Raw genomic sequence first — 14,257 nt, 5'->3', positions numbered from 1 at the left:
AGATCACATTTCAAATCATCAGATGAAACATGATGAATGACCAAATACTCATCTCACTTTTTCTAAAACTTATTGCTAAAGAAGGCTTCTTTGCGACCGCGATAGACGGCATCACTTTGATGCGTGTAGATCACAACACACCACCATTAGCCGTATTGCAAGAACCGACTTTAGTTTTTGTTTTACAAGGTAGTAAACGTGGTTATATCGGAACTGAAACCTATGCATTTCAGCAAGGTGAATGCCTTATCGTCTCTGTGTCTATGCCATTTGATTGTGATACGGTAGCGAGTCCTGAATTGCCTATGATTGCGATGAGCATGAAACTAGAGGCGGATACGGTAAATGAGTTATTAGCAAAAACATATTTTGAAAATGATAAATTTAAACCACTCACCACAGGCATGAGTGTAATCCAATTTGATCAAACCATTTCAAATGTGTTAATCCGATTGTTAAATGCGCTGGCATCTGAACAAGATAGCTTGATTTTAGGTGAACAAATCAAACGTGAGTTGTTATACCGAGTGATTCAACATTCGGGTGCAGATGCTTTAACAGGATTAGTAGTTCAAGGCAATTTACGACCGATCTATAAGATTTGTGAATATATTCAACATCATTTTACAGAAAAAATAACAGTGGAAATGCTTGCTGAGCAAGCCAATATGAGTATTTCTGCGTTTCATAAAGCATTCAAACAAGTCACATTACATTCACCGTTACAGTATCTCAAAGTTACACGGTTGCATAAGGCAAAACAAATGTTGCAAAACGAAAACCAAAGCGTTGCTCAAGTAGCTTATGCTGTTGGTTATCAAAGCTCATCTCAATTTAGTCGAGAGTTTAAAAAGCAGTTTGGTTTTTCTCCTAATCAGACTGAAGTAAATATAGAGAAGGAATGAGTAAGTCATGAATCAAAATAGTAGAGAACAAATGAAATATATTGAAATTACTGAAGCTGGTGGTCCTGAAGTTCTAAAAGTTGTGCACGGTGACAAACCTGAGATTAAAGAAGATGAAGTATTGATTGAAGTCTATGCCACTGGGATCAATCGCCCTGATATTTTGCAACGACAGGGGCTTTATCCAATGCCGAAAGGCGTAACGCAGATTCCAGGATTGGAGGTTGCTGGGATCATTGCACAAATTGGTTCAAAAGTAGAAAAATTTAAAGTCGGTGATAAAGTCTGCGCGCTGACCAATGGTGGAGGATATGCAGAATACTGTACTGTCCCAGCAAATCAAACTTTAGCGATTCCAAAAAATCTGAGCTTTATTGAAGCAGCAGCTATTCCAGAAACTTATTTCACAGTATGGGCAAATCTATTTCAGATCGGGCAGTTGAAAAAGAACGAAAGTGTTCTGATTCACGGAGGAGCGAGTGGAATTGGCTCTACAGCGTTGAGTTTATGTCATGCCATGGGGATTCAAACTTTTTCCACGGTGGGCAGTGACGAGAAAGCTGAAAAATTAAGCTCTATTTCGACAGTTATTAATTATAAGAAGCAAGATTTTGAACAAGAAATTTTGTCACGCACAGATCAGCAAGGTGTTGATGTGATCTTGGATATTATCGGTGCTGCTTACTTTAATCAGAATCTGAGATTGCTAAAAAGAGATGGGCGACTGGTAATTATCGGATTTATGGGCGGTCGAAAAGTAGATGGTTTTGATATTCAAGAACTCATGCTCAAACGCGCTGTGGTGACTGGCTCAACGATGCGTGCTCGAACCAATGATGAAAAAGCAAAAATTACTCAAGAATTGGAGCAGTTTGTTTGGCCACTAATCGAAACAGGTCAATGTAAACCGATTATTTATAAGACTTTTGCTTTTGAAGAGGTTGCAGCAGCGCACCAATGTCTCGAAAGCAGTGAACATATTGGAAAAGTAGTACTCGAGATTAAATCATAATTTTGCCTGATTGTATTCATTCCATGCCTATTTATACATCAAGCTTGAGAATGATCACTTGGAAAAGCAATATGTAAATCAAACATATCCTACGAGGAATTAGAACATGACAACAAATATAGATGATCGCAACCCAACCCCAGATTTAGCAGAAGATAATGCTTTTTTTCCATCACCTTATTCTTTAAGTCAGTATACAGCTCCTAAAACGGATTATGATGGAACAACGTATCCGAATCCCTATGAAGGTGATAAAAAGATTCTTATGATTGCTACGGATGAACGCTATATCCTGATGCAAAATGAGAAATTCTTTTCTACAGGAAATCATCCCGTAGAAATGTTGTTACCGATGTTTCATTTAGACAATGCTGGTTTTGCCTTTGATGTTGCAACACTTTCAGGCAACCCAGTCAAACTTGAAATGTGGGCGATGCCAAATGAAGAACAAGTGGTTTTAGATACGTATCATAAGTACGAAAAACAACTGAAATCTCCACTTAAATTAGCTGATATTTTAGATCAAGCTTTAAGTGCTGAATCACCTTATGCTGGTATTTTCATTCCAGGTGGACATGGTGTTTTAGCTAAAATCCCTGAGAGTAAGGAAGTTAAGGCTTTATTAAAATGGGCAGTGGATAATGACAAATATGTGATTACTTTATGTCATGGTCCAGCTTCTTTATTGGCGGCTGCTGTAGATGAAAATCCAAATGACTACATTTTTAAAGGTTATCAAGTTTGTGTTTTCCCAGATTCATTAGATAAAGGTGCCAATATTGATATTGGATATATGCCAGGACAATTGCCGTGGCTCGTCGGTGAAAATTTAGAAAAACTTGGTGTAGAAATCTTAAATAAAGGCATTACTGGGCAAGTACACCAAGATCGAAAACTATTAACGGGTGATAGTCCATTGGCTTCTAATAATTTGGGTAAACTTGCTGCTGAAACTTTATTAGCTGATCCAAGCCTTAACGCATAAGCTATTTTATAAGCTCAAAGCCCAATTCAATATTGGGCTTTTTCTTGAGCAAAATTTAAAATTTGTAAGTTAGCTGACAAATCTACTCCGCAATATTGATTATGTTAGGAAAGTAGCAATAAACAAACAGTAGTTAGAGTTGATCAATGAAAATATGTATTTATGGTGCAGGCAGTATTGGATGCTATCTTGGCGGTAGACTGGTTGCTGCAGGTTATGACATAGATTTTATTGTTCGTCCTAAAATTCAGCAAGAACTTCAAACCTATGGTTTAACTGTTTCAGATTACACAGGACTCAAGCAAAACATTGCTGCAAACCAACTTCAAATGACGATTGATCCAAATGCAGTTACTCATGCAGATATTATCTTGGTTTGTGTAAAATCAGCATCTACTGAACAAGTTGCTTTTGAATTAAAAGATATTTTAAAGAAAAAGACCATTATTATCAGTTTTCAAAATGGCTTAAGCAATGTGGGGATTTTAAAACAAATTCTCACTGAGCACACTATCCTTGAAGGTATGGTACCTTTTAATGTGGCAGCTTTAGGAAATGGTATATTTCATCAAGGAACGGATGGGGTTTTGTATGTCAAAAGCCATGCTCAATTAGATGAATTTGTGCGTGCATTTAAAAAAGCAAAGTTAGAAATTCAGCTAGAGCAGGATATGCAAGCTGTGCAATGGGCAAAATTATTATTGAACTTAAATAATTCAATCAATGCGCTATCCCAACTTCCACTGAAACAAGAATTATCTATTCTAGAATATCGTCAGTGTTTGGCACTTGCTCAATTAGAAACATTGAATCTATTAAAAATAGCCAGAATTAAACCAGCAAAACTGACTCCACTTCCAGCACAATTTATTCCTAAAATTTTAAAACTCCCCAATCCTATATTTAAGATTATCAGTAAGAAAATGCTTGCCATTGATCCGCTTGCACGTTCTTCCATGGCTGATGATTTAATGGCTGGAAGAAAAACTGAAATTGATTGGATCAATGGTGAGGTTGTTTATTTAGCTAGACAATTGAATCTAACAGCACCAATTAACCAAAAATTAATTGAGTTGGTAAAACAGGCAGAATCACAGCCGAAAGTTTGGTCTGGATCGAAACTTAAAGCGCAGTTAGCACAAATTGTGATTTGAATCTGCATAAAAAAGCGCATAGAGATGCTATACGCTTTTTTGATAAAAATTTTAGATTAGACTGTTTTTGCAGCATCTTGAGGGGCAAATTTCGTAATCAATATGCCGAATATAGTCGCAAAAATACACATGAAGATCGAATATACAGCAGCAGGCATCGCGATGGTGGTACTTGCCATAATAGTGAGAGCAATCGTCATGGCTAAGGTACTGTTATGAATCCCGATCTCAAATGCACATGCACGTGGTTGATATGAATTAATACCAAGTATAACCAAAAGAGAACTTTGACCGACAATGGTGCTCACCAGCAAATTAGGGACTCAACATGAAGCAACCAATATCGGTTCTGAAAGTAATAATTATATGGTCGGTGTTCAGTTAAATGTACCGCTATATGATGATGGACTCAATAGAGCAAATATTAATAAAGCTCAAGTCGATATTGAGCTTGCTAATCAGAAAATCAAAAGTCTAGAATTAGATTTGAATCAGCGTATCAGGACGACTTACGCACAACTTCAAACCATTCGTCAAAATAAAGATGCACTGCAAAATGCAATTGATGCAGCTTCAATCGCATTTGTTTATACGCGTAAAGAATTTGAACTGGGTACAAAAACAACATTACAGTGCAGTAATTCATGCACTGAGACCTATTTATAATTTTTGTAAATCTGTTACGAAAAGTATGCCTCTACCGAAGTTGGGTGACTCAGTGAAATATCATGTATTACACACGTTATTATGTCACCCACAATCGCTTGTCTTACACCATCGTATGCTCGAAGATGCCTACTAACTATCAAGAAAAATAGGTATAGGTGTTGTAAGTTTTACCTTATCTCATAAAGATCCACGCTATCAACTGAACTCATTTTATAAAGGTGAACGTCTAACAGGAATGCATGGTTTTATTAGTTTTGCTGGAGACCCTCGTGTAAATTTTGACAATAATTTGATTCCATACTTGGAAGTAGGGCGGATTTAATTGTTCATAAATAGGCTAGAAAAACAGACAAAAGTTATCAATTACATAAAATACTTCTATAATAGCGCCCATTATGACTAGAGTCAGTTTTTTGTTCAGATGAGTGAATGACTCTAGCTACTCTTTTTAAATCAATTTCTTATCCGCGATTCGGGTTATTGATCAATATTTGAAATTTTATGTGTCTGTGCTGACACATAAGAATATTTAGGTGCCAGCATGGAAATCAAGGTTAATTATCTCGACAATCTTCGACAAGAAGCCAAGTTCGATGATTTTACAGTTATCGCTGACCAACCCATTCGTTATAAAGGTGATGGTTCTGCACCGGGTCCATTTGACTACTTTTTAGCATCATCAGCATTATGTGCAGCTTACTTCGTTAAAGTATATTGTGCAGCTCGTGATATTCCGACTGATAATATTCGTTTGTCACAAAACAATATTGTTGATCCAGAAAACCGTTATAAACAAATTTTCAAAATTCAAGTTGAATTACCCGCTGATATTTCTGAAAAAGACCGTCAAGGCATCTTACGTTCAATTGATCGTTGTACCGTTAAAAAAGTAATTCAAACGGGTCCTGAATTTATCATTGAAGAAGTTGAAAGTATTGATGCGGATGCACAAGCACTGTTGATGCCAAGTCTGACTTCAGAAAGCAGCACTTATATCGCAGGGAAAGATTTACCACTAGAAGAAACCATTGCCAACATGTCTGGTATTTTGGCGAATCTAGGTATGAAGATCGAAATTGCATCTTGGCGTAATATTGTGCCGAATGTCTGGTCTTTACATATCCGTGATGCGCAATCACCAATGTGCTTCACCAATGGTAAAGGTTCTACCAAAGAAAGTGCTTTGGCATCAGCTTTGGGTGAGTTTATTGAACGCTTGAACTGTAACTTTTTCTATAATGATCAGTTTTGGGGTGAAGAAATTGCCAATGCAGAATTTGTCCATTATCCAGACGAAAAGTGGTTCAAACCGGGCCCGAAAGGTAAATTACCAAAAGAAATTTTGGATGAATATTGCCTTGAAATTTACAACCCAGATAATGAACTATTGGGTACGCATTTATATGATACCAACTCAGGCAATACAGAGCGTGGTATTTGTTCATTGCCATTTGTGCGTCAGTCAGATCAGGAAGTTGTGTATTTCCCATCGAATCTGATTGAAAACTTGTACCTAAGTAATGGAATGAGTGCAGGTAATACTTTAGCTGAAGCACAAGTTCAATGTTTATCTGAGATTTTTGAGCGTGCTGTTAAACGTGAAATTTTAGAGGGTGAAATTGCTTTACCTGATGTTCCTCAAGAAGTATTAGCAAAATACCCAAGTATTTTGGCGGGCATCCAAGGTTTAGAAGAACAAGGTTTTCCTGTTTTAGTGAAAGATGCTTCTTTGGGCGGTGATTTCCCAGTGATGTGTGTGACACTAATGAACCCACGTACGGGAGGTGTTTTTGCCTCATTTGGCGCACATCCAAGCTTTGAAATTGCGTTGGAACGTAGTCTAACCGAACTCTTACAAGGACGTAGTTTTGAAGGTTTAAATGATCTTCCTCAACCAACTTTCCAAAGTGAAGCAGTCACAGAACCAAATAATTTTGTTGAACACTTTATTGACTCAAGTGGCTTAGTTTCATGGCGTTTCTTTAGTGCAAAATCAGACTATGACTTTGTCGAGTGGGATTTCACCAATGAGGGTGAAAACTCAAATGAAGAAGAAGCGGCTGAATTGTTTAGCATTTTGGAAGAAATGGGCAAAGAAGTGTATATGGCTGTCTATGAGCATTTAGGTGCAACGGCATGTCGTATCTTAGTTCCAGATTATTCTGAAATTTATTTGGTCGAAGACCTAATTTGGGATAATACCAATAAAGCTTTGGCATTCCGTGAAGACATTTTAAATCTGCATCGTTTGGATCAAATTCAACTTGAAGCTTTAGCCGAGCGCTTAGAAGAATGTGAATTAGATGACTATACTGAAATAGCGACCTTGATTGGCATTGAGTTTGATGACAATACCGTGTGGGGACAGTTGACTATTCTTGAGCTTAAATTATTGATCTATATTGCATTAGAACAATTTGAAGAAGCCAAGGAGCTAGTTGAAACCTTCTTACAATACAACACCAATACCGTTGAACGTGGTCTGTTCTATCAGTGCATGAATGTCGTGCTGGAAGTCATTCTTGATGACGAGATGGAGTTGGAAGATTACGAAAAGAACTTCCGACGTATGTTTGGTGATGAGCGTATGAATGCTGTTATTGGATCTGTAGAAGGAAATGTTCGTTTCTATGGTCTCACACCAACAAGTATGAAACTTGAAGGGCTTGATCGCCATTTACGTTTGATTGATAGCTATAAGAAATTGCATCAAGCGCGTGCAAAGGCTGTCGGAGTAGCTGTGTAAATACAAGCTAAACGTTGAACCCTTAAAAAGTGCATGTTGATCATGCACTTTTTTATTGTAAAAATATTAAGAATTTGTAATTCAATAAGAAATATTTTAAGAGAAAATAAAAGTTATCTTCAGATATGTGTTAATTGTTTTAAAAAACATCGCTTCATCAGTTAGATCGTCTTTTTTCCTAATCCATAAAAATATGTCAATAAAATGCCTAAAATGGGTTGACATTAAAGTTCACTTTAATCTTAAAGTAAAACCATACAAAATGAGGGCACAAGAAATGAATGTGTTTGAAAGACTGGTTTTCCCAAATGGTTCTCGTATTCCAAACCGCATTGCAAAAGCAGCAATGGAAGAAAATATGGCTGATCTAAACCATGCGCCATCAGAAGCATTAATGCGTTTATATCAAGCATGGGCAGATGGCGGTGTTGGTTTAATCATTACTGGAAATGTGATGGTAGATCGTCGTGCCATGACTGGACCAGGTGGTGTGGTACTAGAAGATGAAAAATATTTAGACACCTTTAAACGTTGGGCACAAATTGGGCGCTCTAAAGGTGCTCAAGTTTGGCTGCAAATCAATCATCCTGGTCGACAAATGCAATCGAATTTGGGACAACAAACTTGGGCACCATCAGCTGTTGCATTAGATCTAGGCAAAATGTCTAATCGCTTCAATCTTCCGATTGAAATGACGCAAGAGATGATTGAGGAGGTGATTCAACGTTTTGCTAATACCGCTCGTTTAGGTGAAAAAGCGGGATTTAATGGCGTGGAAATCCACGCTGCACATGGTTATTTACTTAGTCAGTTTTTATCACCACTAAGCAACAAACGCCAAGACCAATGGGGTGGCTCACTAGAAAATCGTGCTCGCATTTTGATTGAAATCGTAAAAGCAGTACGTGCAGTCGTGTCAGAAAAATTTACGGTAGCCGTAAAATTGAATTCTGCTGATTTCCAGCGTGGTGGCTTCAGTGCAGAAGATGCTCAAGAAGTGGTGAAAATGTTAAACGAACTACCTGTAGATTTGGTTGAGCTTTCAGGTGGAAGTTATGAAGCACCTGCAATGCAAGGTCAAGCTAGAGATGGACGAACCTTAGCACGAGAAGCCTATTTTTTAGAGTTTGCCCAAGAGATTCGTAAAGTCGCGAAAATGCCAGTGATGGTAACAGGTGGAATTCGTCGTAAACAGATTGCAGAACAAGTGATTGAAAGTGGTGTCGATATGGTTGGAATAGCTACCGCTTTGGCAATCGATCCTAATTTACCAAACCAATGGAAACAAGGTCAAAATATTGCACCAGAGCTAAGACCTATTACTTGGGAAAATAAAACATTGGCTTCTCTAGCCAATATGGCGACAGTAAAATTCCAGTTGCGTAAACTAAGTTTAGGTAAAAAAACCAATTCCAAAGTTTCACCTCTATGGGCATTGATTTTACAGCAAGCTGCGATGGCACGTCGTACTCGCCAATATAAAAACAATATGCGTAATTATGTTGCGTATCAATAACAGAGATTTCATATGACAAATACGAATAATTTAAATTGGATGATATACGGCGCGAATGGTTATACGGGTGAGCTAATTGCCCGAGAAGCTGTGCGACAAGGGCTAAAACCTATCTTGGCAGGACGTAATCAAACGAAAGTGGCTGAATTAGCTCAGGAACTTGGTCTTGAATTCCGTGCCTTTGGGCTAGATGAGGTTACTCAGTGCTTCATAACCAAACTTGATAACATATTAATTCTTATCATTTTCATAATATAGATTGAGTAATCGCTTGGCATTTTCTGCACAAGTAATTTCATCTGGTTTATTGTTGATTGCATAAATCATCATTTTTAGGTTTTGCTTACTGCTTGCTAATTTTTGTTCTAGTTCTTCAATGTCTTTGATTTTGCTTTCTAAAATTCCAATAAGCGTGTCATGATCCCAATTCGTTACATTTGATGGTAAAAAGGCTTTAATTTCTGCGAGTGAAAAGCCGACTTGTTGAGCTTGCTGAATTAAAAAAAGTTGTTTGAGGTCATCTTCGCTATACTCTCGATAACCATTCGCTTTACGTTTTGCCTTAGGTAACAGTTTGATTTGTTCATAATAACGAATCGTCGGTGTAGTTAAACCGCTGTGTTTTGATAATTCGCTAATATTCATTTTACTGATTCCCTCTTGACATTGAAGTTAACTTTAGACTTATAGTGATGCAAAAGCAAGATTAAAAATAATGCTAAAGCAGAGGTAAGATATGTCAAAACGTATATTGCACGTTGTCACTAATGTTGCTCAATATGAAGCAATTGATCAGCCTACAGGTCTATGGTTAGGTGAGCTGACCCATGCATATGATGAGTTTGAAAAACAAAATTATATTCAAGATATTGTTAGCCCTCTGGGAGGTAAGTCTCCAATTGAGCCAAAATCATTAGGACTTTTCGTTGCTGATCAATCCGTTTTGAAAAGAAAAAATGATCAAACATTTATGCAACTACTCGAAAATACTAAAAAACCATCTGAAATCAATTGGGAAGACTATGATGTAATTTATTACACGGGTGGGCACGGCGTGATGTGGGATTTTTTAAATAATGCCGAACTTCAAGAAATGACCAGAAAAATTTATGAAAAAGGTGGCATAGTTTCTAGTGTCTGTCATGGTTACTGTGGGCTATTGAATGTTCGCCTTTCGGATGGTGAATATCTAATAAAAGATAAAAAAATAACTGGTTTTGCATGGACTGAAGAGATTTTAGCAGGTGTGGCAAAAAAGTTCCTTATAATGCTGAACAGTTAGCGAAACAACATGGGGCAGTTTATTCTAAAAAATTCATTCCTTTTGCACCCTATGTGGTTCGAGATGGCAATTTGATTACAGGTCAAAATCCATTTTCTGCTCGCCCAACGGCTCAAGCAATTATTGAGCGTTTATCAAATCATTAATTTTTCAAAGAGAACAATTTAAAAACATTTTGATCATATACTCTGTCTCTACCTACGGTATACAGAGCATTTAAAAATATTAGATAGATGGTGGAAAACGTACTTGTTCAATCATAGAAAATTGTGAATACTCATGCCCGAAAATTTAGACTATAAGATTATCTTTTGGGGTTAGGCAATTACTGTGAAAACATATCCATTTACATTTTCTCGTTTACACAAAGCGTTACTGGCGGTTGGTTCATTTTCATGCCTCGGGCTAAGCTCAGTATTGGTACATGCTGAAGATGGAAATAAGGTATCCCGATTAGAAACAATCACAGTAAACGCCCAAGCAGCAGAAAGCGTATATTTTCAACCAAAGGTGAATTTATCTGGTTTTACGCAACAAAATATTGCTGAGATTCCTGCATCTATTCATACTGTAACGGCTGAGCGAATTGCTGATCAACATGCGAAAACATTAACGGATGTTGTGAAAAATGATGCTGCGGTAGGTGATGGTTACGCCCCAATTGGCTATTACTCAAACTTTATGATGCGTGGTTTCGCGCTGAACCTTGGTTCAAGCTACTTGCTCAATGGTAACTTACTCCGTGGTGAACAAAATGTCGGGCTGGAAAACAAAGAACAAGTCGAGATTTTAAAGGGTATGAGTGCCATTCAAAGTGGCATGTCGACACCTGCGGGTGTGGTTAATTATGTAAGCAAACGTCCTAAAGACATCCGTTCAATGACCGTTGATGCAGATAGTCATGGCGGTAATCGTATCGCAGCGGACTTGGGTGGATTTTTAGGAACTGAGCAACAATTTGGTTATCGAATGAATTTAGCGCATGAGGAAATCCATCCGCATGTAGAACATGCCAATGGTAAACGCTTATTTGGTTCTTTAGCATTAGACTGGAATATATCAGATCGTTCAAAACTAGAATTTGATATTGAATCACAGCGTCAACGTCAGCGTTCAGTACCAGGTTATCAATTACTTGATGGTAAAACAGTACCCACTGACGTGGAGTGGGATCGTTTACTTGGCTATCAAAGTTGGAGCCAACCTGTCATCAATCAAAGTCTAAATACGGGCTTAAAATATAATTACCAAATCAATAAAGATTGGTCAGCAAATCTAATAGTTTCTCAAAGCCGTGTAGTCGTTGATGACTATTCAGCATTCCCATGGGGCTGTTATAGTGATATATGCCAAACCAAAGGAAGCTCTTTTGACGAAAATGGCAATTATGATATTTATGACTTCCGCAGTCCTGATGATAGTTATCTGACCAATCAATTTAAAGCAGGCTTAAATGGTCAATTCAGTACTGGCACATTGCAGCATAAACTGAGTTTAGAACTATCACAAACTTATAAACGACATGCGCAATATAATTCTATCTTTCAGCTAGCATCGGAAAGTCCTCAATCTACAGGAAATATTTATAATGATCCTGTGACTTATATACCGAGTGAAAAAATTTTAGGAAAACATTACAAATCATTAGCGAGTCAGCAAACTGCATTCAATTTACTTGATCAAGTTAAATTTAATAATACTTGGTCAGCTCTAGTTGGCGGAAAATTACTTCATTTAAATGAAGATGCTTATAATGCTGAGGGAAGCAATATCCGCAAGACCAATTTTAATCGTTTCTTACCGCAATTTGCTGTGATGTATCAACTTTGGGAAACGGCTCATATCTATGTATCTTATGCCAAAGGTTTAAGTGATGGAGGGCAAGCACCATCATATGCTAATAATCCACTTACTATATTAGCACCTAAACATTCAACTCAATATGAGTGGGGCTTTAAGCAGCAGTGGCAAGATTTACTTTTTACTGCGGCATTATTTGATTTAAAACAAGATAACCAATATACCAATACTTCAAATGATTTCGTAAAAGATGGTGAACAACATAACCTTGGTTTGGAACTTGGTCTGCAAGGACGTCTTGTTCAAAATTTAGATGTGACATCGACTATGGCGCTCACACGTTCACGCTTAAAAGACATACAATCATCTGAATATCAGGGTCATCAAACTCAAAATGTACCGACTGTACGTTTGGCGAGTAATATTTCATATCAATTCCCTCAAGTAGAAGGATTACGTTTACTTGCTGGTATACAATACAGTAGCAGTAAATATGCGAATAAATCAGCTACAGTAAAAGTGCCGAGCTATACCTTATTTAACGTGGGTTCAGCCTATAACTTCCGTGCTTATGGCTATGAAAACACGTTAAGATTCAATGTAGATAATCTATTTAATAAAAAATATTGGCGAGATGTAGGTAGCTTCTTCGGTGATGATTATTTATTTCTTGGTACACCACGTACAGCACAATTGTCTTGGAGTGTGAATTTTTAATTGCATCAGTTGAATGTGGTAAATAAATTCAGGCATCAAGTACAGCACTAATAATCATATGATGGTAGGGGCTGTGCTTGATACTTCATGTCACATAAAATTAAGTGATATGATTTTAAAATAAAAATAATTAATTAAATTCGAATACTTAGAATATAGTTGTGCTTTGAAATTACAATTTTCTAGCGTTGTCTTTTAGCTCTTTATTCCATTTTTTATCCCTTTTTAAAGATACAATCAGATCTAATCTAAACTTTTATTTTCAAGAAATTTATGTTGGTTTTACTGACTTAATTTATAAAATCTGATGACTCAGCTTGCTGCCTTTCATTCGCAATGGATACAACAAAAACCTTAACATGAATTTTACTCATCTTGTGGTTAGATTAAATCATTTTTATTCATCTAATGATTGCGGTATAAATCACTCCATAGAGAAATTTAGATTTTATTGCAAAAATTAGGATACCAATCATCATGAGTACAGAGTTTGCATGTTCAATTAAACGCATTCGTTTTGATGAAAACTATCAACCAGCGGATAGCACACGTCTAACGACTAATTTTGCCAACTTAGCACGCGGTGAAAGTCGAGAGCAGAATCTTCGTAATACACTTCGAATGATTAATAATCGTTTCAATGCTTTAGCACAAACTGATAATCCGAATGGTGACCGTTATTCACTTGAAATTGATATTATTTCTGCGGATTTAGATATTGAAGGTAATGGTAAAACTTTTCCAATCATTGAAATGCTGAAAAGCACCATTACCGATCATCATACCAATCAACGTATTGAAGGCATGATTGGCAATAGTTTCTCATCTTATGTACGTGATTATGATTTTAGTGTGGTGCTGAAAGAACACAATAAAGAGAACTCAACTTCGTATGCACCAGAAGGTTTCGGTGATTTACACGGTAAGCTTTATCAATATTTAGTAAATTCAGATACTTTTAAGGCTGAATTTAATCAACAACCTGTCATTTGTTTAAGTGTTTCAACGGCAAGGACTTATCAGCGTACTGTTAATGAGCATCCAGTTTTAGGTGTTGAGTATAAACAAGATGCATACTCACGTACTGATGAATATTTCCACAAAATGGGCTTACAGGTTCGCTTCTTCATGCCGAAAGGTAGCGTTGCACCTTTAGCATTCTATTTTTCGGGTGATTTATTACGTGATTACACTGACTTCGAGCTGATCAGTGCAATTAGTACCATGGAAACTTTCCAAAAGATCTACCGTCCTGAAATTTACAATGCAAATTCTTCAGCAGCACAGGTCTATCAAGCAAGTCTAGAGTACCCAGATTACTCCTTAACACGAATTGTTTACGACCGTGTAGAGCGTGGTCAGCTTGCTGTAAAACAAGGTAAATGGACGGAAGAAAACTTTATCAAGCCTTATCAAAATATCCTTGAGCAATGGGCTGCGAATTACACCGTAGACAGTAACGCTGCTTAAT

Annotated in this window: 9 protein-coding genes and 5 pseudogenes; 12 read left to right on the top strand and 2 right to left on the bottom strand. The window is 37.1% G+C overall.

Features of this window, described 5'->3' with window-relative positions:
• Positions 1-29: 29 nt before the first annotated feature.
• From O1450_RS08090 to O1450_RS08075, 4 genes are all read left to right on the top strand, one after another.
• A complete protein-coding gene (locus tag O1450_RS08090; protein ID WP_269228027.1) occupies positions 30-905 on the top strand; it encodes an AraC family transcriptional regulator in 876 nt (291 codons plus the stop codon).
• A 7-nt stretch (positions 906-912) separates the two neighbouring features.
• Positions 913-1,917, top strand: a complete 1,005-nt coding sequence (locus O1450_RS08085) for an NAD(P)H-quinone oxidoreductase (RefSeq protein WP_269228026.1) — start codon at positions 913-915, stop codon at positions 1,915-1,917.
• Between the two features lie 106 nt (positions 1,918-2,023).
• Positions 2,024-2,902: a glyoxalase III HchA gene (gene hchA, locus O1450_RS08080; RefSeq protein WP_269230381.1), complete on the top strand. Its 879-nt coding sequence runs from the start codon at positions 2,024-2,026 to the stop codon at positions 2,900-2,902.
• Positions 2,903-3,048: 146 nt separating this feature from the next.
• Entirely contained in the window at positions 3,049-4,056 is a 1,008-nt protein-coding gene (locus O1450_RS08075; RefSeq protein ID WP_269230380.1) for a 2-dehydropantoate 2-reductase, read from the top strand.
• A 56-nt stretch (positions 4,057-4,112) separates the two neighbouring features.
• Here the strand turns inward: O1450_RS08075 and O1450_RS08070 are convergent.
• Positions 4,113-4,328, bottom strand: a pseudogene (locus tag O1450_RS08070) (bile acid:sodium symporter family protein); the annotation flags it as partial.
• Between O1450_RS08070 and O1450_RS08065 the strand changes: the two are divergent.
• The 5 genes and pseudogenes from O1450_RS08065 to O1450_RS08045 form a co-directional block, all read left to right on the top strand.
• Positions 4,324-4,701 (top strand): annotated as a pseudogene (locus tag O1450_RS08065) (TolC family protein); the annotation flags it as partial. The pseudogenes O1450_RS08070 and O1450_RS08065 overlap by 5 nt on opposite strands.
• Positions 4,682-5,047 (top strand): annotated as a pseudogene (locus tag O1450_RS08060) (hypothetical protein); the annotation flags it as partial. The pseudogenes O1450_RS08065 and O1450_RS08060, both read left to right, overlap by 20 nt.
• Before the next feature lie 219 nt (positions 5,048-5,266).
• Entirely contained in the window at positions 5,267-7,471 is a 2,205-nt protein-coding gene (locus O1450_RS08055; RefSeq protein WP_269230379.1) for an OsmC domain/YcaO domain-containing protein, read from the top strand.
• Between the two features lie 277 nt (positions 7,472-7,748).
• Entirely contained in the window at positions 7,749-8,987 is a 1,239-nt protein-coding gene (locus O1450_RS08050; RefSeq protein WP_269230378.1) for an NADH:flavin oxidoreductase/NADH oxidase family protein, read from the top strand.
• A gap of 12 nt (positions 8,988-8,999) precedes the next feature.
• A pseudogene (locus O1450_RS08045) lies at positions 9,000-9,185 on the top strand (hypothetical protein); the annotation flags it as partial.
• A 33-nt stretch (positions 9,186-9,218) separates the two neighbouring features.
• Here O1450_RS08045 and O1450_RS08040 read toward each other — a convergent pair.
• Complete coding sequence (locus O1450_RS08040) at positions 9,219-9,632, bottom strand: MerR family transcriptional regulator (protein ID WP_269230377.1); 414 nt, start codon at positions 9,630-9,632, stop codon at positions 9,219-9,221.
• Positions 9,633-9,723: 91 nt separating this feature from the next.
• Here O1450_RS08040 and O1450_RS08035 point away from each other — a divergent pair.
• The 3 genes and pseudogenes from O1450_RS08035 to O1450_RS08025 all read left to right on the top strand — a co-directional run bounded on the left by O1450_RS08035 (position 9,724) and on the right by O1450_RS08025 (position 14,256).
• A pseudogene (locus tag O1450_RS08035) lies at positions 9,724-10,415 on the top strand (type 1 glutamine amidotransferase domain-containing protein).
• Between the two features lie 184 nt (positions 10,416-10,599).
• A complete protein-coding gene (locus O1450_RS08030) occupies positions 10,600-12,786 on the top strand; it encodes a TonB-dependent siderophore receptor (protein ID WP_269230376.1) in 2,187 nt (728 codons plus the stop codon).
• Positions 12,787-13,263: 477 nt separating this feature from the next.
• Positions 13,264-14,256 carry a DUF1852 domain-containing protein gene (locus O1450_RS08025; RefSeq protein WP_269230375.1) on the top strand — a complete coding sequence of 331 codons (993 nt, stop codon included), beginning with the start codon at positions 13,264-13,266 and terminating at the stop codon, positions 14,254-14,256.
• Position 14,257 lies beyond the last annotated feature (1 nt).

Origin of the sequence: Acinetobacter sp. TR11 (genome assembly GCF_027105035.1) — a bacterium.
GTDB lineage: Bacteria > Pseudomonadota > Gammaproteobacteria > Pseudomonadales > Moraxellaceae > Acinetobacter.
This window is presented reverse-complemented; position numbering and strand designations above follow the sequence as displayed.